General features: G+C 61.5%; 20 protein-coding genes. 15 read left to right on the top strand and 5 right to left on the bottom strand.

Annotated features, from left to right (window positions below):
* Nucleotides 1–206 precede the first annotated feature (206 nt).
* The 8 genes from AC1DMK_RS17335 to AC1DMK_RS17370 all read left to right on the top strand — a co-directional run bounded on the left by AC1DMK_RS17335 (nt 207) and on the right by AC1DMK_RS17370 (nt 6,547).
* Entirely contained in the window at nt 207–704 is a 498-nt protein-coding gene (locus AC1DMK_RS17335; RefSeq protein WP_037069900.1) for a DUF1269 domain-containing protein, read from the top strand.
* A gap of 168 nt (nt 705–872) precedes the next feature.
* Entirely contained in the window at nt 873–1,916 is a 1,044-nt protein-coding gene (locus tag AC1DMK_RS17340) for an AI-2E family transporter (protein ID WP_037069898.1), read from the top strand.
* A 315-nt stretch (nt 1,917–2,231) separates the two neighbouring features.
* Nucleotides 2,232–2,525, top strand: a complete 294-nt coding sequence (locus AC1DMK_RS17345) for a hypothetical protein (protein ID WP_477860647.1) — start codon at nt 2,232–2,234, stop codon at nt 2,523–2,525.
* On the top strand, nt 2,522–3,673 hold the full coding sequence (locus AC1DMK_RS17350) for a helix-turn-helix domain-containing protein (RefSeq protein ID WP_477860649.1): 1,152 nt from the start codon (nt 2,522–2,524) through the stop codon (nt 3,671–3,673). Before AC1DMK_RS17345 ends, AC1DMK_RS17350 begins: the two co-directional genes overlap by 4 nt.
* 90 nt (nt 3,674–3,763) lie before the next feature.
* A complete protein-coding gene (locus tag AC1DMK_RS17355; RefSeq protein WP_477860651.1) occupies nt 3,764–4,408 on the top strand; it encodes an alpha/beta hydrolase family protein in 645 nt (214 codons plus the stop codon).
* A gap of 69 nt (nt 4,409–4,477) precedes the next feature.
* Complete coding sequence (locus AC1DMK_RS17360; protein WP_477860653.1) at nt 4,478–5,473, top strand: ABC transporter substrate-binding protein; 996 nt, start codon at nt 4,478–4,480, stop codon at nt 5,471–5,473.
* Nucleotides 5,470–6,165, top strand: coding sequence for a L,D-transpeptidase (locus AC1DMK_RS17365; protein WP_477860655.1), 696 nt, complete (start codon nt 5,470–5,472; stop codon nt 6,163–6,165). Before AC1DMK_RS17360 ends, AC1DMK_RS17365 begins: the two co-directional genes overlap by 4 nt.
* Before the next feature lie 79 nt (nt 6,166–6,244).
* Nucleotides 6,245–6,547: a hypothetical protein gene (locus AC1DMK_RS17370; protein WP_477860782.1), complete on the top strand. Its 303-nt coding sequence runs from the start codon at nt 6,245–6,247 to the stop codon at nt 6,545–6,547.
* Nucleotides 6,548–6,565: 18 nt separating this feature from the next.
* Here the strand turns inward: AC1DMK_RS17370 and AC1DMK_RS17375 are convergent, their stop codons facing one another.
* The 3 genes from AC1DMK_RS17375 to AC1DMK_RS17385 form a co-directional block, all read right to left on the bottom strand.
* Nucleotides 6,566–7,477 (bottom strand): SMP-30/gluconolactonase/LRE family protein, encoded by a 912-nt coding sequence (locus AC1DMK_RS17375; protein ID WP_477860656.1) that lies wholly within the window; start codon nt 7,475–7,477, stop codon nt 6,566–6,568.
* A 102-nt stretch (nt 7,478–7,579) separates the two neighbouring features.
* Nucleotides 7,580–8,401 carry an SDR family oxidoreductase gene (locus AC1DMK_RS17380; protein ID WP_477860658.1) on the bottom strand — a complete coding sequence of 274 codons (822 nt, stop codon included), beginning with the start codon at nt 8,399–8,401 and terminating at the stop codon, nt 7,580–7,582.
* 138 nt (nt 8,402–8,539) lie between these two features.
* Nucleotides 8,540–9,724, bottom strand: coding sequence for a phytanoyl-CoA dioxygenase family protein (locus AC1DMK_RS17385; protein ID WP_477860660.1), 1,185 nt, complete (start codon nt 9,722–9,724; stop codon nt 8,540–8,542).
* Between the two features lie 95 nt (nt 9,725–9,819).
* On the opposite strand from AC1DMK_RS17385, the gene AC1DMK_RS17390 reads away from it, so the two are divergent.
* Complete coding sequence (locus AC1DMK_RS17390) at nt 9,820–10,842, top strand: LacI family DNA-binding transcriptional regulator (protein WP_037069878.1); 1,023 nt, start codon at nt 9,820–9,822, stop codon at nt 10,840–10,842.
* Between the two features lie 63 nt (nt 10,843–10,905).
* Nucleotides 10,906–12,126, top strand: coding sequence for an adenylate/guanylate cyclase domain-containing protein (locus AC1DMK_RS17395; protein WP_477860662.1), 1,221 nt, complete (start codon nt 10,906–10,908; stop codon nt 12,124–12,126).
* A gap of 210 nt (nt 12,127–12,336) precedes the next feature.
* Here the strand turns inward: AC1DMK_RS17395 and dgoD are convergent, their stop codons facing one another.
* Entirely contained in the window at nt 12,337–13,485 is a 1,149-nt protein-coding gene (gene dgoD / locus AC1DMK_RS17400) for a galactonate dehydratase (protein WP_477860664.1), read from the bottom strand.
* Nucleotides 13,486–13,541: 56 nt separating this feature from the next.
* Entirely contained in the window at nt 13,542–14,276 is a 735-nt protein-coding gene (locus tag AC1DMK_RS17405; RefSeq protein WP_477860666.1) for a FadR/GntR family transcriptional regulator, read from the bottom strand.
* 242 nt (nt 14,277–14,518) lie between these two features.
* Between AC1DMK_RS17405 and AC1DMK_RS17410 the strand changes: the two genes are divergently transcribed.
* The 5 genes from AC1DMK_RS17410 to AC1DMK_RS17430 all read left to right on the top strand — a co-directional run bounded on the left by AC1DMK_RS17410 (nt 14,519) and on the right by AC1DMK_RS17430 (nt 20,711).
* Nucleotides 14,519–14,950 (top strand): OsmC family protein, encoded by a 432-nt coding sequence (locus AC1DMK_RS17410; protein WP_037069867.1) that lies wholly within the window; start codon nt 14,519–14,521, stop codon nt 14,948–14,950.
* A gap of 196 nt (nt 14,951–15,146) precedes the next feature.
* Nucleotides 15,147–15,635 (top strand): hypothetical protein, encoded by a 489-nt coding sequence (locus AC1DMK_RS17415; protein ID WP_477860668.1) that lies wholly within the window; start codon nt 15,147–15,149, stop codon nt 15,633–15,635.
* A gap of 100 nt (nt 15,636–15,735) precedes the next feature.
* Nucleotides 15,736–16,344, top strand: a complete 609-nt coding sequence (locus AC1DMK_RS17420; protein ID WP_477860670.1) for a TetR/AcrR family transcriptional regulator — start codon at nt 15,736–15,738, stop codon at nt 16,342–16,344.
* Nucleotides 16,345–16,400: 56 nt separating this feature from the next.
* Nucleotides 16,401–17,537 (top strand): efflux RND transporter periplasmic adaptor subunit, encoded by a 1,137-nt coding sequence (locus AC1DMK_RS17425; protein WP_037069860.1) that lies wholly within the window; start codon nt 16,401–16,403, stop codon nt 17,535–17,537.
* Nucleotides 17,538–17,564: 27 nt separating this feature from the next.
* Entirely contained in the window at nt 17,565–20,711 is a 3,147-nt protein-coding gene (locus AC1DMK_RS17430; RefSeq protein WP_037069858.1) for an efflux RND transporter permease subunit, read from the top strand.
* Nucleotides 20,712–20,814 lie beyond the last annotated feature (103 nt).

A 20,814-nucleotide genomic window follows, 5' to 3' on the forward strand; every position in this document is an offset into this window, starting at 1 on the left:
TGCTGCCGAGCGATAGACGCTCTCACGCGGCGGACGCCAAGGCATCTGAATGGCAGCAAGAGGGACTGCCGATGCGAGCCGAGATGGTGGAAGAAAGAGACGCAAAGCAAAGCCGCGGGATTCCCTGCTAATTTCATCGGTGCGTGGATGGCTATGATTTAGCGGCAACGCAATTGCGCGTGCAAGCTTTGTTCACGGGAGTAGCCATGTCTGATTTGATCGCGATCGTCTATCCTACGGAAGCCAAAGCCGAGGAGGTGCGTCAGCGTCTGTTCGAGCTGCAGAAGGAGTACCTGATCAAAGTCGGAGATGCGGTCATTGCCACGAAGACCGAGGGTGGAAAGGTAAAGCTCAATCAGTTGGTCAATACCACCGCGGCCGGTGCCGCGTCGGGCAGTTTCTGGGGCCTGCTGATCGGTGTTCTGTTCCTCAATCCATTGATCGGCGTGGCGGTGGGCGCTGCTTCGGGCGCGATTGGTGGAGCCTTGACCGACGTCGGCATCAACGATGCCTTCATGAAGGATCTTGCCGGCAATCTTCAGCCGGGCAACGGGGCATTGTTCGTCTTGGTGCAGGAGATGACCGCCGACAAGGTGCTGAAGGAAATATCGTCCTACGGCGGCGTGGTTCTCAAGACTTCCCTCGATGAAACGAAGGAACAGGTCCTGCGAGACGCGCTCCAGAAGGCAACCGCAGCCGGGTAAAAACCCAACCCGCCAACCCTATCTAGCGACCGCCCGGGATTGGGCCAGAACCTGGCCGTCTCGGGCGACGGCAATGAAGTCGACGCACAGGCAGGGCGAGCCTGTGCGTCTGACAGACGGCCGCACTTTGTGGGAGCGGCGGGATTGAAGAGTGTTCGAGGGGCAGGCATGGCGGGGACGGGCGACAATCGAATGATCGGGTCGGTGGCGACCGGTATCCTCGTGCTCGCATTGCTCTATGTGGCGCAATCCATCTTCGCTCCGTTGATCTTTTCGCTGTTCGTCATCGCTCTGGTCTGGCCCTGTCAGGCGACCTTGCAGCGTTGGATGCCGAAGCTTCTGGCGCTGCTCATCACCCTTGTCGTGACCATGGTCGTCATCGTCGCCATAGGTTCTTCAGTGGCGTGGGGCTTCGGTAAACTCGCCCAGTGGTTGTTCCTAAACGCCGAGCGGTTCCAGGCGATCTATGTCGACTGGACAAGCTGGCTGGAGGGGCACGGCGTGGCCGTCGCCGGTCCTTTGGCAGACCGCTTCGATGTGACCTGGCTGGTGCGTTTTGTGCAGGGGATGGCCGGGCGTCTCAACAGCTTCGCCGGCTTCACGTTGCTGGTCTTCATCTTCATCATGCTCGGCCTGCTGGAGGTCGAGGATTTCAACAAGCGCCTTCTTCTTCCAGGAGCGCAGCCATATGGTGAGCGCATCCTGGTTGCCAATCGCGTGATCGGCGCCAAGCTGCGGCGCTTCATGATCGTGCGGACGTTCGCCAGCATTCTGACGGGGCTCGTGGTCTGGCTCTTCGCGCTCGGCGCCGGACTGGAGCTTGCGGCGGCATGGGGCGCGATCGCCTTCGCGCTAAACTACATCCCGTTTCTCGGGCCGTTTGTCGCGACGGCGCTCCCGACCATGTTCGCCATTGCCCAGTTCGATTCCTGGCAGACGGCGATTATCATCTTCACCAGCCTGAACGTCATCCAGTTCATCATCGGCAGCTACCTCGAGCCGCGGCTGACCGGGGCTTCCTTGGCGATATCGCCTTTTGCCGTTATTTTTGCAGTGTTTTTCTGGAGCTTCATGTGGGGCATTTCGGGCGCCTTTATCGGCGTGCCGATGCTGATTGCATTCATCGTCTATTGCGCCGGAACACCGTCCGGAAAGTGGGTCGCGACGCTGTTGTCAGGCGGTTCGAAAATCGAGACGGAGGGCGCGCCTTAAATTGCGGGAGAGCGGCCGCGATCGATCCGGCGCGAAGGGTTGCCGGGCCCAATGCGCCAATCACTTCTTGCATTAGCGAAGTCTTTGCGCACCTCAAGTTGAGAAAAAATGCAAAAGGGGTTAGGTTTCAGGCGGGAAACGCAACGACTGTTCGGGGAGGCAAGTCGGAACACACAAAGACGATGGTCAAACTGTCCGACGGCGTCGTCCGTCGAGGGTGAAAGACAGTCCTCTCGCGGTCGTCGACAAACAGATCACTAGCATCATTCAGAGATCACCCGGCCTTCTGTTGTTGGCCCGATAGGAGAAGTACGAATGCAATGCGCATCTTTTTCAATTCTCGCAATTACCGCTGACACTGCGGCAGACATGGTTCCTGCCGCAGCGCTCGCAAAGATCGATATTTCGGGTGGTACCCTCAACCGCGTCTCCATGATCACGCCTGACGGCACTGCCCGGATCATGGTGAGAGAGACGGCTCCGTCGCAACAGGAGCGGCGAAGGGGCCGCACACGGTCAGGCAGCGGCTCCTTTTCGTCAGTGCAGAACATGTCGGCAATCGGCTGTGGATCGAGCGGTGCTATCGCTCGACTGGAGGCAGGACGATGACAACCGAAGAGGCTTTAGCGCACGCCACGCTTCTCGAGGGGCGGGCGAACGACGAACGGTTCGCGATGGATTACGAACCGGCTGACGCAATTGTCGGCGCGGAGACAGAGAAGGAAAAGGCCTCGCCTTTGCCGTTCTTTGAGTTTTCGACCGCGGGACTGGAGCGATCCGAACAGTTTGTTGCCTGGCACGACAGCTTCGCACCGATGCTTGAACTGGTCGATATCGACCCTGCGACAACCGAGTTCAGCGGCCGCCAGACGCTCTGGGACCTCGGTAGCCTTGTTCTGGCGCACATCCGTACCGACAGCCTCGCCTTTTCCAGTTTGCCCGGCCATGTAAGGCGTGATCCGGTCGATCACTGGGCGGTCACGCTTCTCAAGTCCGGTTCCATCCACACCGAAACGGCAAGACATGCGTTCACCACGCATCCCGGGGAAGTGCAGATCCACTCGCTAGGGCGTACGTTTGACGGCGTCGTTTCAAAGAAAAGCGACATGTTGATGCTGTTCGTGCCACGGGATTTTTCGCTGGAAACGGCGGCTACCCTGGGATCGGCGGAATTCTCTACCCTTGGTACCGGCATGGGGCGATTGTTCTCGGACTATTTGATCGACGTCGCCAACCGCCTGCCGTTGCTGACCCCGACGGACCTTCCCGGGCTCGCAGCAGCCACGCGGGCCATGATTCTTGCCTGCGTGTCCCCCTCTCCCGATCATATCGAGGCCGCGGAGGGGCCGATTGCCACGGTTCTTCTCGAAAGGGCTCGGCAATTGGTGCAAAGCAGGCTTCTCGACCCGAAACTTGGATCCGAGATGGTCCGGCGCGAGCTCGGCATCTCTCGCACGCGGCTCTACAACCTGTTCGAGCCCTTTGGCGGGGTGATGCACTATATTCAGCACCGCCGGCTCCTCAGTGCCTATTCCGCGCTGACGGACCCGAACGACCGGCGTCTCATCTTCCAGATCGCCGAAGAGCGAGGCTTCAGCGACGGCGCCGAGTTCAGCCGGGCGTTCAAACGCGCGTTCGGCGATAGCCCGAGCGACGTCAGGAAGCGGGGCGGGGGCGGGATACCAAATCGGCAAACCATGGAAGATTGCCGATCGCAAGAGCGACTTGGCGTTCTTCTGCGCCGGTTGCAGGGATAGTCCGGCACCGGGGTGGAGCAAAAGGGCGCGTTGCGGCGCGGACGTAACAGCTGTATCGGATATCGGCATGGCATGGTTTAAGACTTCGCAATGAGCGATGGGTTCCTGATCACCGGTCCGGAGGATGCCTCCGTCACTCTTCTGCTGGCACACGGTGCCGGCGGCGCGATGGATTCGCAATCCATGGTGGCGGCGACCAACGCGCTAACGGCGACGGGTCTTCGCGTTGCGCGTTTCGAATTCAACTACATGGCCGAGCGCCGGCGCTCCGGCCGCCGACCGCCGGCGCCACGAGCCGACACCCTGTTTGAGGAATACCGGGCCGCAGTKAGCGCGCTTGCGGCAAGCGGGCCACTGATCATCGGCGGCAAGTCGATGGGTGGCCGGGTCGGCAGCATGGTGGCCGACGAGCTCCGTCGGCGCGGCGAGATCGAGGGGTTGGTTTGCCTTGGCTACCCGTTTCATCCTGTTGGCAAGCCTGAGCAGTTGCGCACGGCACATCTGCGCGATCTGTCGACGCCGACACTCATCTGCCAGGGAACCCGCGATGCGTTCGGGTCAAGAGACGAGGTTGCCGGCTACCACCTTTCGGCCGCGATTTCCATCCTATGGCTGGAGGACGGCGACCACGATCTCAAACCTCGCAAGGCGATTTCGGGCATTTCCGCTGCCGATCATCTGGCAACCATGGCAATGGCCGTGAAGACTTGKAGCGAAGGCTTAATACAGGCTTAGAAACAGTGCTGGTCGTTCGTTGCTTGACTGTTAGCAAGTGTTTATGCATCCTGACGTTGAAGTATCTGCATGCGATCCGATCAGTGCCTTTCATGGGGAAACATTGTGAGATACTGCACAGGTTCAGGCTTTTTCGCCGCCTTTCTTGCTTCCGTTTTGCTGTGTGCTTTGCCGGTAAAAGCAGAGGATGTTCGGATCGCGATGCCGAACTGGCCTTCGGGGCAGGCAACTGCAAACATCCTGAAAATCGCTGTCGCCAAGGAGTTCGGCCTTTCCGCCGAGGTGCAGGAGCTGGGTGCGCTCAATGCGTTCGTCGGCCTGGAAAGCGGCACGGTCGATATTCACCCGGAAGTATGGCGGCCGAATCTCGATGACGTCATCAAGAAGTTCGTCACAGACAAGGGCGTGGTTGTTCTCAGCCAGCGCGGCGTGCCCGCATGGCAAGGCATCTGCGCGACCCCGGCGGCGGCAGAAAAGGGACTGAAGACGATTGCCGACCTCAGCGATCCCGAAAGGACCAAGGTTCTCGACACGGATGGCGATGGCAAGGGCGAGATGTGGATCGGTGCGCCGACTTGGTCGTCGACCGGCATCGAGCGGGTGCGCGCAAACACCTACGGCTATGCGCAGAACCTGACGCTCGTCGAGGCCGAGGAGGAGGTGGCCATGGCGGGGCTCGACGCGGCCGTGGCCACCAACCAGCCGATGGTTTTTGCCTGCTACGCGCCACATTTCATCTTCGATCTTCATAAGATCGTGCGCATCAGCGAGCCGGCACATGATGCCAGCAAGTGGAAGCTCGTCAGCCCTTCCGATCCCCTTTGGATCAGCAAATCCAGTGCCTCGACGGCCTGGGACGCTGCGCACTTCCACATCGCCTATGGGACGGCTTTCGGCAAAAAACATCCTGACGTCGCTGCATTCCTGGAGAGGGTGGACTTCTCGCCGGAGGAGGTGACGGCCATGAGCTATGCGCTTGAAGTGGAACGGCAACCGGCTCCAGACTACGCGAAGAAATGGGTTGAGGACCATACTGCACGTGTCGATGGGTGGGCAAAACGATGACCGCAGGGTTCGAACGTTCAGCCAAAGCTCGTCCGGCCAGTGCGCGACGCCTCGGCTCCATCCTCCTTGCGGCTGCCGTCTGCCTCGGCCCTCTGGCTGCGCTGGCGCAAACGCAGATCTACGATTCCAAGACACGTACCTGGGTCGACTACGACAAGAAGAAGGCCCGGCAGTATTACGCCCGCAACAATCAGCCGCCGGAGGCTTTCCGCCGGCAACTCGTCACATTCCGAACGGCAGAGCCGCCCGGCACGATCATCATCGACGGTAACCAGCACTTCCTCTATCTCGTTCAACCGGGTGGGCAAGCGATCCGCTATGGCATCGGCGTCGGGCGCGATGGTTTCGGCTGGGCTGGCATCGTGCGCGTGGGGCGCACAGCGGAATGGCCGACGTGGACGCCTCCCGCCGAGATGGTGGCCCGCGATCCCAATGCGGCGAAATGGGCGGCCGGCATGCCCGGCGGGCCGGAAAACCCGCTCGGCGCCAGAGCGCTTTATCTCTACGAAGGCGGTCAGGACACGATCTACCGGATCCACGGCACCGCAGAGCCGTGGACCATTGGCCTTGATGTGTCGTCCGGCTGCATCCGCATGAACAACGACGATATCGTCGATCTGCATTCTCGCATCCAGGTCGGCGCCAAGGTGATCGTGCTGATGCAGGGCGCAGCGCTGTACAAGGGCATTTGAAGGCAGATCCCGGTGCAAGCCGGAGGGGATCAACAACGTCCGGAGGGTGGGACACGTGCGGAAAAGCGATGTGAAGCGGATGTCGGGCGGTTGGCCTGCTCTTGTTGTGGCGGGAGCCTCACTGCTTGGCGCTTGTACGCCGCCCCCGCCGCCCCCCGAAGCCATGGCGCGCACGACACTTCAAACGGCACCCGCTGACCTGCAGCTGTTGTGTGCGAACTCGGCGGCCGGCGTCGCGGGCGCGAACGCAAAGGTCCTGCCCACAGGTTCGCGATTGCAGCCGGACGGCACCTTTGCGGTGGATCTCGATGCGGCGGGTCGCAGGTTTTCCTGCATCGTCGACAACAACGGCACCGTTCGTTCGGTGACGCCTGTTACCTGATCCGGATGTCAAGCCTCCTTACGGATACTGCGCACCGTTGGTCGTGGTGTAGATTGAATAGACCGATTGCGTTGCCGTGATGAACAGGCGGTTCTTCTTCGGGCCGCCAAAGGTAACATTGGAAACCGTCTGCGGAATCTTGATCTTGCCGAGCAGCGTGCCGTCGGGCGCAAAGCAATGCACACCGTCGGCGGCGCTGCTCCAGAGATTGCCATCGACATCGAAGCGAAAACCGTCCGGAACGCCGTTTTCGATCGAGCAAAAATAGCGGCTGTTCGTCAGCTTGCGCCCGCCGATGACGTCGAAGACGCGGATGTGTCGCGGCACCTCATGGTGCGATGAGCCGGAGTCGGCGATGTAGAGCTGCTTTTCGTCAGGCGAGAAGGCCAGGCCGTTCGGCTGAATGAAGTCTGTCGCGACGGCGTCGATTTCGCCGGTCGCGGCGTCGATTCGGTAGACGTTGCGGGTGTCCTGCTCGGGCACGGCTTTGTGTCCTTCGTAGTCCGACATGATGCCGTAGCTCGGGTCGGTGAACCAGATCGAGCCGTCGGATCTGACGACGACGTCGTTTGGCGAGTTCAGGCGCTTGCCCCCGTAACTATCGGCCAGCACGGTGATCCGACCATCAGGCTCAGTGCGGGTCACACGGCGGCCACCATGTTCGCAGGAGACGAGCCGGCCTTGGCGGTCGCGGGTATTGCCGTTGACATAATTGGAGGCAGAGCGGAACACCGAGGCACCGCCATCCGGCACCCAGCGCATGATCCGCTCGTTGGGGATGTCACTCCAGAGGAGACAGTTGAGGTCCGAAAACCAAACGGGGCCTTCTGCCCAGCGACAACCGGAGTAGAGCTCCTCAAGCCGGGCGCTGCCGGCGATCAGGCTGCGGAAACGGTCGTCACGGACATCGTAAAGCGCATCTTGCGACACTGGCGGGCTCCTCCCAAAAGCGATCCGGCGTCCTTCGTAAACGTAAACCGTAGAACCTGCCAGAGCCCGCCGCAGCAAAGGCCGACGGGCTCCGGCATTTCTTCAAAGCGGTGCGGTGGGGTGGGGCGACCCGTCGTAGCCACCCCAGACCGACTGGTCGAAGCAGATCATGGAGCCGGTCATCAGGCCGGATTCGGCAGACGAGAGATAGGCGCAGGCGCGGGCGACCTCTTGCGGATCGACGAGGCGGCCGAAAGGCTGGTCTGCTGCCGCCTTCTCCAGCCAATCGGCGGGAGCGCCGTGATGTTCGCGCTGGATCTTGTCCTCGCCCTCTGAGGCCATCCAGCCGATATTGAGGCCGTTGACGCGGATCCGGTTGCGCAGCAGTGCGTAGGCGGTGTTCTTTGTCAGCGTTTCGATGGCGCCCTTGGAAGCGCAATAGGCGGCGATGAAGGGCTGGCCCGCCTTGGCGGACATCGAGCCGATATTGACGATCGTGCCCTCGATCTTTTCTCGGCGCATGATCTTGACCGTCTCCTGCATGAGGAAGAAGGGCGCACGGACGTTGATGGCGAACATGGCATCGAAGAGTTCGGGGCTGGTGTCGAGAATCGTGCCGCGATCGGTGATCGCTGCGGCGTTGACCAGCGCGTCGACGCGACCGAAGGCCTCGTCGCAGGCGCGCACGACATGGCAGGCATCTTCGACCTTGCCGAGGTCGGCCTTGACGTAAACGACCTTTGCGGCCGTCGCGGCCGAGATCTCCGCGGCCTTGGCCTTGCCTTTCTGCTCGTTGCGGCCGCAGATGACGATGCCCGCGGCACCGCGCTCGGCAAACAACCGCGCGATCGTGGCGCCAAGGCCCTGCGTGCCTCCGGTCACGATCGCAATCTTGCCGTCAAGACGGCTGTGGTCCGTGGTCATGTTTTTCCTCCTCCGATGTGCCGTGTGGCGATGTCCGAACGGCGCCTCGCTGGGTGAGGGGCCTTTTGGTGTTGCTGCGTATGATCCATCCGGCTGATTGCTGCGCGGATGATCGGGCTGCTTCTCCAGCGCCCATCATCAGCTCAGCTTCTTCTCGGCCTGCTTTGCTAACGCCTCTTTGAACGCCTCGTCGCTCCAGCCTTCCCTGAGCGCCTCATGCATGAGCTGTGCCTGCGTCTTCGGCGCGAGGCCGCCGACGGGCGGGTCCCGATCGAGATTGGTGGGGAAGGAGTAGCCTTCGGCGCAGCAGGCGATGGCGTTGGCGATCGCCGCGTCGGAGAGCTTTGCCTTCAATGACTTCAGCGCCGGAAACAACGTCGCGCTCATGCGCTCGCGGTTGACGGTTTCCATCGCGCGACCGAAGGCGGAGGAAACCTGCAGGAGATTGGCGACGCGCTTGATGCCGGCCGAGCGGTTGGTACCGGCGGCGTGGAAGAGAGCCGGGTTGAAAAAGACCACGTCGCCCTTTTCGAGCGGCAGCTGGATATGGTGCTGCTCGAAATAGTCCCTGAATTCCTGGCGCTTCAATGCGAGGTAGCCCGGTATGTAAGTCTGGCTGTGCGGAAGGAAAAGCGTCGGACCGCTTTCGAGCGGCATGTCGCAATGCGCAACCGCGCCCTGCAACGTCAGCACCGGCGAAAGCTTGTGGACGTGCGCCGGGAACCGCTCGATCACCTCTAAAGACTGGAAGCCGAGATGATAGTCGCGATGGGCCGACTGGGCTGCGCCACCGGGATTGACCCGGTTCACCTGCGCCGTCATCTGGTAGCTCGGGCCGAGCCACGCTTCGCTGGCAAGCGCGATCATGGCATTGCCGTAGTATTCGGCGAAATTCCGGGGATCGGTAAGGCAGTGTTTTTCCAGCGAGTTCCAGATACGGTCGTTCGCGCCGGGCTTGGCGAAGTGGTCGCCGCCGCCAGTTGCAGTGCGGTGCTGCTCGTCGATGATGCTGTCGAAGATCGCGCTGGCGCGGTCGATAACGTCAATGTCTTCGTAGGCTTGCTTGAACACCAGGACGCCCGGGCCGTCAGCGAAGGCTTCGCAGATTTCGGCGAGCACCGCCCGGCGTCCTGCTGTGGCGATTGCGGATACCACTTTCCGGCTGTCATAGATCAGCACGTTTTTTTCGACCCTGTCCGCGGTCGGATAGTCGGCAAGCGTGGTCGTCCTTTCGACCAGGATCCGGAACTCGTCGAGGTCGCAGGCATCTTCGGTGAGCCAGACGCGGTCGGCTCGCAGCCGCTGCAGATTGTTGGTCTTCATCAGATCATCCTCCATCTCCGATGAAGGCACTATACGCAGACGACCGGGGTGTTATAGATCAGTATTCCATCAAAAAACCATCAAGACAGGCGGCGATGGCGCATATCTTTCTCGTCAAGGACATTGCCTTTCAGGCGGGCTTGAGCACCGCGACGGTCGATCGTGTCCTGAACGGCCGCTCCGGCGTCAGGCAGCAGACCGAAATGCGCGTTCGCGCAGCCATCACCGAACTCGAAAAGCAGCAGACGGGTGCGGCGACGAGCGGGCGAGTGCTCGCTATCGATATCGTCATGGAGACGCCGGAGCGTTTCAGTACTGCCGTCCGTGCCGCTTTCGAGGCGGAAGTCGCGACATTCCTGCCGACTGTGTTTCGGTGCCGCTTCCACTTTGCCGAGGTCATGAAACCGGCGGAGCTCGTCCAGCTTCTGGACCGCATCCGGCTTCGCGGAACGAACGGCATCGTGCTCAAGGCGCCTGACGTGCCGGAGATTGCAGCGGCTGTCGCCCGCGCCGATCAGGCGGGCATACCGGTTGTGACACTGGTGACCGACCTACCGAACTCTGCGCGTGTGGCTTACGCCGGCGCCGACAATCGTGCGGCCGGGGAAACCGCTGCCTACCTGATCGGCGAGTGCATTTCAGGCGCGCCCGGACGGGTGCTGGTTACCCTTTCGAGCGGCCGCTTCCGAGGCGAGGAGGAGCGTGAGATCGGCTTTCGCCGTGTCATCCGCGAGCGATACCGGGAGATCGGCGTGAGCGAGATCAGCGAGGGGCATGGCACCGATGCGGCGACGGGCACGCTCGCCGCACGTGCAATCGCCGCCGATGGAACGATCAACGCGGTGTATTCGATCGGCGGCGGAAACCGGGCGGTTCTTGCTGCCTTCGAAGCGGCGGGAAGGCCGATCCGCATCTTCGTCGCGCATGACCTCGACGCGGAAAACCGTGCGCTTCTTGCAGCCCGCAGGATTGGGTTCGTCCTGCACCACGACCTACGCACAGACGCCCGTTCGGCGTTCCGCGCAGTCACGAGCCGCGCGACGCCCGGGCGTATCGCGCCGGCGTCCCTGTCTGCTGTGGAGATCATTACGCCTTACAACATGCCATCTGCGGGCTGAAGGTTTGCTTTCCCTTGCCGGCAAAATCTCGATAGAGATTTCTCACAAGCGAGGATGTGCGGCATGGAATACAGCGATATTGGAACGGTTGCGGCATGGTTGACGGAGCAGGGCCTCAAGGGTGCCTCGGAATCCGAACTGCTGACGGGATTTTGCAATACCTGCCGCGAGTTCGGGCTGCCGCTTGATCGCGGCATGGCGCTGATGGACACGCTTCATCCGGTGCACGAGGGCCGCGCCTTCCGCTGGGATAGCCAGGAAGAAATCGAGGCCGAGTTCGAATACGGGCCGACCGGCAGTGAAGGGAGCTCGCTCGAAAACTGGCACAAGTCCGCCTTCTATTACCTTTGGGCCGGCAACGAAAACGAGGTGCGTCGTCGGATCGGCTTCGGCGATCCGATCGATTTTGTGATGCTCGAAAAGATGCGGAGCGATGGCCATACCGATTTCATTGCGATGGTGCATCGCTTTGCCAAGGCGGGCACGATCGGGGAAATGGACTGCTTCTTCTCGCATTTCACGACGCGCCATCCAGAGGGCTTTTCCGATCACGATCTCATCATCCTGCGCAAGCTCGTGCCGGTGTTGGCGCTCGCGATCAAATGCATCGCGCTCGGCCGGATCGCCCGGACGATCGCCGAAGTCTATCTCGGCGAGGACGCGGCGCGACAGGTGCTGGAGGGCAAGATCACGCGCGGTAAATCCGAGCGGATTTCTGCCGTTCTCTGGTTCTCGGACCTCGTCAACTACACCAAGATTTCCGACAGCGCGCCGCCGGAAGAAATTCTGCCGATGCTGAACGCCTATAGCGACGTCGTGATTTCGGCGGTTCACGAGGCGGGCGGCAACGTGCTGAAGCTGATCGGCGACGGCGTGCTGGCGATCTTCAAGGCGGATGAGCCATCTGACGCGTGTTGCGCGGCGCTCAGGGCCGAGCGACTTCTTCGCGAAAAGCTCGTCACTTTGAATGACGAGCGGGCACTCGATGAGCGGCCGACGACCGACGTCTACATCGGACTGCATATCGGCGACGTCTTCTACGGCAACATCGGCAGCCAGGAGCGGCTCGACTTCACCGTCATTGGGCCTGCGGTCAACGAGGTCTCCCGCATCGCATCACTGTGCCGCTCCGTCGATTTCAACGTGCTGATTTCTTCGGATTTCGCTGCCGCCATTCCGCAGGAGGAGCGCAATGCGTTGGCCTGCATCGGACGTTACGCGCTGAGGGGGGTGCAACGGCCGCAGGAACTCTTCACGCTCGATACGGCGCGGATGGCGGGCTGAGGGCATGCCCGCAGATCGGCCTGTTCCAGATTGAGATCCGGAAATGCCGGCTAAATGGCCGAGACGCTCTCGCAATTCAACCTACTCCGCGACATCTGTTCGGGCGCACCGATTCCGCCTTCTGCTTCATGCCGATGCGGCTGCCACCACCGAAAAAGGGGCAGCTTTCGCCGCCCCTTGCTTTCGTGTCCGTTTTCTTCGCCAGCGGTTCTACCACTCGGCAACGCTGCCGTCTTCGTGGCGCCAGATCGGGTTGCGCCAGCGGTGGCCTTCCTTGGCGCGTTCGATGACGTAGGCCTCGTCCACCTCGACGCCGAGGCCGGGGCCCTGCGGGATGCTGACGAAGCCGTCGGCGTAGTGGAAGACCTCCTTGTTGGAGATGTAATCGAGGATGTCGTTGCCCTTGTTGTAGTGGATGCCCAGGCTCTGTTCCTGGATGAAGGCGTTGTAGCTGACGGCATCGACCTGGAGGCAGGCGGCAAGGGCAATAGGCCCGAGCGGGCAATGCGGCGCCAGCGCCACGTCATAGGCTTCCGCCATCGTTGCGATCTTGCGGCACTCGGTGATGCCGCCGGCATGCGACAGGTCGGGCTGGAGGATGTCGACGTAGCCTTCCGAGAGGATGCGCTTGAAGTCCCAGCGCGAGAACAGTCTTTCTCCCAATGCAATCGGCGTCGAGGAGTGGTTGGCGATCTCCTTCAGCGCTTCATAGTTTTCCGACAGGACCGGCTCTTCGATGAAGAGCAGCTTGTAGGGCTCGAGCTCCTTGGCGAGGACCTTTGCCATCGGCTTGTGGACCCGGCCATGGAAATCCACGCCGATGCCGATATAGGGGCCGATCGCATCACGGATGGTGGCGATGGTTTCGACGGCCTTTTCAACCTTTTCGTAGGTGTCGACGATCTGCATCTCTTCGCAGCCGTTGAGCTTGATCGCCTTGAAACCGCGGGCCACGACCTCTTTGGCATTGTTGGCAACGTCTGATGGACGGTCGCCGCCGATCCATGAATAGACCTTGATCTTGTCGCGCACCTGGCCGCCGAGCAGCGAGTGGATCGGCTGGCCGAGCGCCTTGCCCTTGATGTCCCACAGCGCCTGGTCGATTCCCGAGATAGCGCTCATGTGGATCGCGCCGCCGCGATAGAAACCGCCGCGGTACATGACGTTCCAGTGATCCTCGATCAGGAAGGGATCCTTGCCGACCAGGTAGTCTTCGAGCTCGTGGACGGCGGCCTGTACGGTCAGCGCCCGGCCTTCGACAACAGGTTCGCCCCAGCCGATGACGCCCTCGTCGGTCTCGATCTTCAGGAACAGCCAGCGCGGCGGAACGATGTAGGTGGTCAGCTTGGTGATCTTCATTGGGTGCTCCTCGTTTTCGTTTCTGCAGCTCTGCCGCGTTTTCTCGCGTGTTTCGGCTATCCGGTCTGCCCGCCCACCTTGCCGGCGGCCGTCAGGTCGCGCACGGCGAGATCGAGAATGCGGTTCATGGACTGGCGGGCACGCGGCCCGTCGCGAAGCCGCAGCGCCTCGATCAGCTCGGCGTGGGTGTCGATGGCCTCCCGGTGGTCGGGCATGGCCACGTTGGAGGCATGCAACGCATATTTCAGTGCGGCGTGAATGGCGCTCGACAGACGGTGGAAGACCGGGTTGTGGCTCGCCTTCAGCAATATCGTGTGAAAGGCGACGTCGCCTTTGGTGAAGGCTTCGAAATCGTCGCCGGAAGCCTGCATCTGCCGCCAGGCGCTATCGAGATCGGCGATCTCCTGGGCGGTCGCCCGCTCTGCCGCATATTCGGCGGCGGCCGGTTCGATCGTTCGCCGGGCCTCCGTGATACTTGCCAGCAGGTCGATGTCGGTGATGGCGTCTCCCATCCATTCCAGGACGTCCTGGTCGAGGATATTCCATTCCTCCTTGTCACAGACCGTCGTGCCGATGCGCGGCTTGCCGCGGACCAATCCCTTCGATTCCAGCACCTTGAGGGATTCGCGAATGACGGTGCGGCTGACGCTGTGGAGGTCGCAGAGTTCGTTTTCGCGGGGGAGGGCCGCCCCGGGGGCATAGCGTCCCGAGCAGATATCCTTGCCGACGGCGGCCGTGACGCTGCGGCGCACGCGGGGGCGGCGCTCGGCGATTGGCGTCGGTTCGTCCATATCGTGTTCCTCCCCGCTATTTCCTTCAGCGGTGCTTTCCATACTTCAATCATCATACAATTACAATCTGTTAGTATGATGATTTGGAAGACGATGCGGGCGCGGGCGCTAGATTTTACAAGATTGTCGCCTTCCGCCGTTAGAGGATTATATCCAGCGACGGAGGGGCATGTTGCGCCTCTTAACGAACGGCCGGCGTGGCACATGGCGTTCAAGGAAACTCGATCCAACAGGAGAACGGAATGCAGATCAATCGTACAGGTTCGGCGCAGTGGTCCGGTGGCCTCAAGGATGGCAAGGGGCAGATCTCGACCCAGAGTGGCGCGCTCAAGTCATATCCCTACGGCTTTGCCAGCCGTTTCGAAGGCATCCCCGGGACCAATCCGGAAGAGCTGATCGGAGCGGCGCATGCTGGCTGCTTCACGATGGCGTTGTCGCTGGTCCTTGAGGAAGCGGGGCTGAAGGCCACCGACATGCAGACGACGGCGAAGGTTACGCTGGAGAGCGTCGAGGGTGGCTTTGCCATTACCGCGATCCATCTTTCGCTGACAGGCAGCGTTCCCGGTACCGACGAGAAAACCTTTACCGAGCTCGCCAACAGGGCCAAGGCCGGGTGCCCGGTTTCCAAGGCTCTCTCGGCTGTTCCGATCTCGCTCGACGTCAAACTCGCCTGATCGGCGGTCAACGACATGATCGAGCGCCGCGGTCCGCTGGGCCGCGGCGCTTTCAGCTTGCCGATATCTCAGATTTCTCTTTCATTTGAAACGATTGCGCGGCAGCATCCGTATTGCAGGTCTGTTTTGGGTCCTGTTCTCATCCCGTATTTCATTGCCTGTTCTTTTGACCCGCCTTCATCGAGGGAGTTAAACCATGTCGGGGATAGCAGCTCTTACCTTATTTCATGTCATCGTCAGTCTGATCGCCATCGTCGCGGGCGTCGCGCTCGCATACGGCCTCATCACCGGAAAGCGCTACGACCGGTGGACTGTTCTTTTCATGCTGACCACCGCGGTCACCGTGCTTACGGGTTTCGTCTTTCCCTACAACGGCTTCACGCCGGGCATCGGCGTCGGCCTCATTTGCGTGCTGATTTTCCTTCCCACGGCACTGGCCCGCTATCGGTTCGCGATGGCCGGCATCTGGCGACCGATCTTCGTCGTCGGGGCGTTGGCGCTCTTCTACTTCAACTGTCTCGTGTTCGTCGTCCAGTCGTTCCAGAAAGTCCCCGTGCTCAACGCGCTGGCGCCGACGGGCGGCGAGCCGATCGTCGGTATTGTCCAGGCAATCGTCTTCGTTGCCTTTCTCGTCGTCGGTTACCTCAGCGTTCGACGCTTCCGGCCGATGACGGCGCGCTACTGAGCGCTCTTGTCGCAGCACAACAGATTGACTTGTGACGCTTGATGCTTTACGACTGACGAAATTCAAAAATCGTCAGTCGTAAGTCAGGTGTAAGCAACTCATGAATGACATCGCGGAAAATGTGCTGGAATCAACGCGGCAGGAGAATGTGACGCGCATTCTCGATGCCGGGGAGCGGCTGTTCCGCCACTATGGCTATTCGAAGACCACCGTTGCCGACATCGCCCGTGATCTGGGCATGTCGCCAGCCAACGTCTATCGGTTCTTCGCCTCCAAGGTCGATATCCACCAGGCGATCTGTGGCCGGATGCTCGCTGCGAGCTATCAGCAGGCCTATGACATCTGCCATCTCCCCGTCAGTGCCTCCGATCGTTTGGGCCGCTTCGTCCGGGGGCAGTACCAGATGACGCTCGACACCATGCTCGACCAGGAAAAGGTACATGAGATGGTCGTCGTTGCCATCGAGCGGGATTGGCACGTCATCGAAAAGCATATCGACAGTATCCACGCGCTGATCGCCGATGTGATCCGTGAAGGGATCGCCGACGGCGAGTTTGTCGAGCGCGATGCGGACGTGGCGTCGCGCTGTTTCGGCGCTGCGACCATAAACCTCTGCCATCCGCAGATGGTGGCCCAATGCCTTGCCAAGACCAACCGCGCGACGGTGGACGAACTGGTCGATTTCGCGATCAGGGCACTGAAAAAATAGCACGACGACAAAGCCGTCGCGCCTCTCACATCAAATCGATTTCAGGAGTGCGAAAGATGATTTCGCTGAAGACAGTCAAGTTGCCGTCCATTGCCAGTTTTGCGCTCCTTGGCGCCGTTGCGTTTGCTGTTTCGGGCTGCAGCGACGAGAAAAAAGCCGAGACGAAGGAGATCCTGCGGCCGGTGAAGGTGGTGGAGATCGCCAAGGCCGGGGATACCCGCGCGCTCGATTATTCCGGTGCCGTCAAGGCGCGCGTCGAGATGAACCTCGGCTTCCGGGTTGCCGGCAAGATTACCGAGCGGCTCGTCAATATCGGCGATCGCGTCAAGCCGGGCGACCTGATCGCGCGCATCGATCCGACCGACTACGAATTGGCCGCCAAGACCGCGGAGGCCAATCTCAACGCCGCCGAAAAGGGCGTCGCCACAGCCGACCTCGCAAACAAGCGTGCCCAGCAGCTCTACGACAAAAGCGTCACGGCACGCTCGCAGATGGAGCAGGCGTCGCTCAGCTACGATCAGGCGGTTTCCACGCGTGACGCGGCCGGGTCCTCGCTCGATCAGGCCAGGAACCAGGTGAATTACGCCGCGCTCAAGTCCGATCATACCGGCATCGTCACTGCAATCAGCGCCGATGCCGGTACGGTCGTCGCCTCGGGTACGCCGGTTGCGACCGTCGCGCTCGACGGCGAGAAGGAAGTGCAGATCGCCGTCCCGGAAAACGACATTGCCGAGTTCAAGCCGGGCAAGACGGTCAAGGCCACGTTCTGGTCGGACAGCAAGCTGGTGCTCGACGGCAAGGTGCGGGAGGTCTCCGGCAGCGCGGATGCGCAGTCGCGGACGTTTGCAGTGCGTGTCAGCCTTCCGAACGATGACCGGGTTCTGCTCGGCATGACGGCGACGATCGAAGCCGATGTCGGCAATGCCAGCGCCCATGTTGCCATTCCGCTCGCGGCACTTGCCGAGAGAGATGGCAGGAAGATCGTGTGGGTTGTCGATCGCGACGGCGCGACCGTTCACGCACGCGACATCACCGTCGCGGATTTCACGGGTGAAGGCGTCGCCGTCTCCGACGGCCTGAAGAGCGGCGACCTCGTTGTTGCCGCCGGCACGCAGTTCATGACCGAAAACCTCAAGGTCAAGCTGCCGAGCCAGCAGTCGGCGTCGGTCGAAACCACCGACGTCGTTCGCTAAAGCGCGATCAGGAGAGGGAACGGGACCATGGACAATTCCACAGAAAAGCGACCTTTCAATCTGTCGCGCTGGGCCATCGGCCATCCGAGCATCGCGCGCTTCCTGTTCGGTCTGATCCTGATCACAGGGGTGCTCGGGCTGATGCGGATGGGCCAGAAGGAAGACCCTGACTTCACGTTCCGCGTCATGGTGGTGCAGGCCATCTGGCCGGGCGCCTCCATTCAGGAGATGGAAGACCAGGTCGTCAACAAGATCGAACGCAAGCTGCAGGAGACGCCCCATATCGATTGGGTCAAATCCTATACGAGGGCCGGCAGTGCCATCATCACGCTGCAGGTGAAGGGCGATACCAATTCGGCCGACGTTGCGGACGCTTTCTACCAGGTGCGCAAGAAGGTCGGCGACATCTCGAACGAGCTGCCGCAAGGTTTGCTCGGTCCCTATTTCAACGATGAATTCGGCGATACCTATATCACGCTGCACTCGATCAGCGGCGACGGCTACAGCTATCCGGAACTGAAGAAATTCGCCATTCAGGCGCGCGACATGCTCCTGACGACGCCGGGCGTCGAGAAGGCCGTCATTCTCGGCGACCAACCGGAGAAGCTCTACGTCGATGTGTCTTCCAAGGCGCTGGCGGAGCGTGGGCTGACCGTCGTCGACCTACAGAATGCCATCAAAGGCCAGAACAATGTCGATGCCGCGGGCTCGGTCGAGACCGGTACACGCTCGGTGCGAATCTCGGTCGAAGGCGACGTCACCAAGGCGAACGACATTCGCGAGCTGCGCCTGCGTGCCGGAAACCAGGTTACGCGGCTTGGCGATATCGCCACCGTCTATTCGGGCCTCGAGGATCCCTATCAGCGCAAGTATCGCTTCAACGGCCACGACAGCGTCCAGGTCGGCGTCGTCATGGCCAGGGGCTTCAAGGTCACGGATGTCGGCAAGGATGTCGAGGCGACCTACCAGCGCTTCGAGGAAGCGCTGCCCTACGGCGTGGCCGTCGACCAGATTTCCAACCAGCCCGACGTCGTGACTGACGCGGTCAGCGAGTTCATGCATGCACTCGGCGAAGCGCTGGTGATCGTGCTGATCGTCTCCTTCCTGTCGATCGGCTGGCGCTCGGGGCTGGTGATTGCCATCGCCATTCCGCTGGTGTTGGCCGCGACATTTGCGATCATGTACGAACTGGGGATCGATCTGCAGCGCATTTCGCTCGGCGCGCTGATCATCGCACTCGGGCTGCTTGTCGATGATGCGATGATCGTGGTCGAACTGATGGAGCGAAAGCTCGAGGAGGGCCTTGTGAAGATCGAGGCGGCGAGTTTCGCCTATTCCTCGACCGCCTTCCCAATGCTCACCGGCACTCTGATCACCACAGCCGGGTTCATTCCGGTCGGCTTTGCAGCGTCCACCGCCGGCGAATATGTGCGCACGCTGTTCTACGTCGTCGGCATCGCGCTCGTCGTCTCCTGGTTCGTGGCCGTTTATTTCACGCCATGGCTCGGCTACATGATCCTGAAGCAGCGCCATCATGCGGGCGAACATCATGACGCTTTCGATACCCGCTTCTACCGGCGGCTTCGGGCGACTGTCGGTTGGGCCGTGCGCCATCGGATCATCGTGGTTGCGATGACATTGGTGACGTTCGTTACCAGCCTCTGGGCGTTCCAGTTCATCCCGCAGAACTTCTTTCCGCAATCCTCGCGTCCGGAAATCCTGGTCGATCTCTGGCTGCCAGAGGGTACGAGCATTGCGGAGGTCGAGACGCAGGCGAAGGCGCTGGAAGCCAAGGTCATGGATGACACCGACAAGAAGTTCATCGCCACCTACATCGGCGAGGGCGCTCCGCGCTTCTTCCTGCCGCTCGACCAGCAGCTTCGCAACCCGAACTACGCGCAGCTTCTCGTCATGGCGAATGACGAGCCGGCTCGCGAACGGCTGATCGTCAAGCTGCGCGCCATCCTGGCGGAAGATTTCCCCGACATCCGCGGCAAGGTCGACCGGCTGTTCCTCGGCCCGCCGACCGGCTGGCCGGTGCAGATGCGCATCATGGGACCGGACCGCCAGGAGGTTCGCAAGATCGCCGACGCGGTGAAGGCGCAGTTCCAGGCCAATCCGATGCTTGCCGCCATCCACGACGACTGGCTCGAGCCGATACCGGCGATGAAACTGGTGATCGACCAGGACCGCGCCCGTGCGCTTGGTGTTACCTCGCAGCGCGTCCGCCAGATGCTGCAGACGGCCATGTCCGGCGCGCCGCTTGACGACTTCCGCGATGGCGAAGAGACGGTGTCGATCGTCGCCCGCGAGCCGGATGGCAATCGCTCTCTGCTGTCAGCCGTCAACTCGGTCTACGTGCCGACGGATTTCGGCGGTTTCGTGCCGGTCTCGCAGATCGCCAAGGTCATGCCTGTTCTGGAGCAGGGTATCGAGTGGCGGCGCAACCGCCTGCCGACGATCACTGTGCGCGCGACGCTGCCGGATGACGTGCAGCCGAACGACGTAGCGATGAAGATGTATGCCGACATGAAGCCGCTGCGCGACAGTCTGCCGGCGGGCTACAAGATCGAGATCCAGGGTGGTGCGGAAGACGCGGCCGAAAGCCAGGCCTCGATCGCCGCCAAGGCGCCGATCATGCTTCTCGTGATCGTCCTGCTCCTGATGGCGCAGCTGCAGCACTTCGGCAAGGCGATGCTGGTTCTGGCCACGGGTCCGCTCGGTATCATCGGTGCCGCCGCGGCGCTCTTGATCAGCGGCGCGCCGTTCGGCTTCGTGGCGATCCTCGGCGTCATTGCGCTTCTCGGCATCATCATCCGCAACTCGATCATCCTCGTCGACCAGATCGATCAGGACATCAAGGCGGGGATGCATCGCCAAGAGGCGATCGTCGGAGCTGCCGTGCGGCGTTTCCGGCCGATCATGCTGACGGCTTTGACCGCTGTCCTGGCGCTCATCCCGATCTCGCGCGGCGTATTCTGGGGGCCGCTCGCCTACGCCATGATGGGCGGCATCCTGGTCGCGACGGTGCTGACCATCCTGGTGCTGCCGGCCGCCTACGCGCTGTTCTTCGGCAAGGAACCGAAGAAGGAGGAAGACGACAAGGGCCTTCCTTCCAACAGCAACGATGAAGAGATCGGCCACCGACAGCAGCCCGTCATGGCTGCGGAGTAACTGATATGGCGCGGTGCGAACCGCGCCATTTTTCATTCAGGAACTTGGAAGCTGTCGTCGGGGAGAAGGGACGCGTGGTGGCGAGCCAAGCTTCGCCCCTGCC

The sequence above is a fragment of the Rhizobium sp. 05L419 genome, assembly GCF_056397845.1.

Coding starts and splice junctions, on each gene's coding strand:
- AC1DMK_RS17335 (WP_037069900.1), top strand. CDS start 207: ATGTCTGATTTGATCGCGATCGTCTATCCTACGGAAGCCAAAGCCGAG.
- AC1DMK_RS17340 (WP_037069898.1), top strand. CDS start 873: ATGGCGGGGACGGGCGACAATCGAATGATCGGGTCGGTGGCGACCGGT.
- AC1DMK_RS17345 (WP_477860647.1), top strand. CDS start 2,232: ATGCAATGCGCATCTTTTTCAATTCTCGCAATTACCGCTGACACTGCG.
- AC1DMK_RS17350 (WP_477860649.1), top strand. CDS start 2,522: ATGACAACCGAAGAGGCTTTAGCGCACGCCACGCTTCTCGAGGGGCGG.
- AC1DMK_RS17360 (WP_477860653.1), top strand. CDS start 4,478: ATGCGATCCGATCAGTGCCTTTCATGGGGAAACATTGTGAGATACTGC.
- AC1DMK_RS17365 (WP_477860655.1), top strand. CDS start 5,470: ATGACCGCAGGGTTCGAACGTTCAGCCAAAGCTCGTCCGGCCAGTGCG.
- AC1DMK_RS17370 (WP_477860782.1), top strand. CDS start 6,245: ATGTCGGGCGGTTGGCCTGCTCTTGTTGTGGCGGGAGCCTCACTGCTT.
- AC1DMK_RS17380 (WP_477860658.1), bottom strand. CDS start 8,401: ATGACCACGGACCACAGCCGTCTTGACGGCAAGATTGCGATCGTGACC.
- AC1DMK_RS17385 (WP_477860660.1), bottom strand. CDS start 9,724: ATGAAGACCAACAATCTGCAGCGGCTGCGAGCCGACCGCGTCTGGCTC.
- AC1DMK_RS17390 (WP_037069878.1), top strand. CDS start 9,820: ATGGCGCATATCTTTCTCGTCAAGGACATTGCCTTTCAGGCGGGCTTG.
- AC1DMK_RS17395 (WP_477860662.1), top strand. CDS start 10,906: ATGGAATACAGCGATATTGGAACGGTTGCGGCATGGTTGACGGAGCAG.
- dgoD (WP_477860664.1), bottom strand. CDS start 13,485: ATGAAGATCACCAAGCTGACCACCTACATCGTTCCGCCGCGCTGGCTG.
- AC1DMK_RS17405 (WP_477860666.1), bottom strand. CDS start 14,276: ATGGACGAACCGACGCCAATCGCCGAGCGCCGCCCCCGCGTGCGCCGC.
- AC1DMK_RS17410 (WP_037069867.1), top strand. CDS start 14,519: ATGCAGATCAATCGTACAGGTTCGGCGCAGTGGTCCGGTGGCCTCAAG.
- AC1DMK_RS17415 (WP_477860668.1), top strand. CDS start 15,147: ATGTCGGGGATAGCAGCTCTTACCTTATTTCATGTCATCGTCAGTCTG.
- AC1DMK_RS17420 (WP_477860670.1), top strand. CDS start 15,736: ATGAATGACATCGCGGAAAATGTGCTGGAATCAACGCGGCAGGAGAAT.
- AC1DMK_RS17425 (WP_037069860.1), top strand. CDS start 16,401: ATGATTTCGCTGAAGACAGTCAAGTTGCCGTCCATTGCCAGTTTTGCG.
- AC1DMK_RS17430 (WP_037069858.1), top strand. CDS start 17,565: ATGGACAATTCCACAGAAAAGCGACCTTTCAATCTGTCGCGCTGGGCC.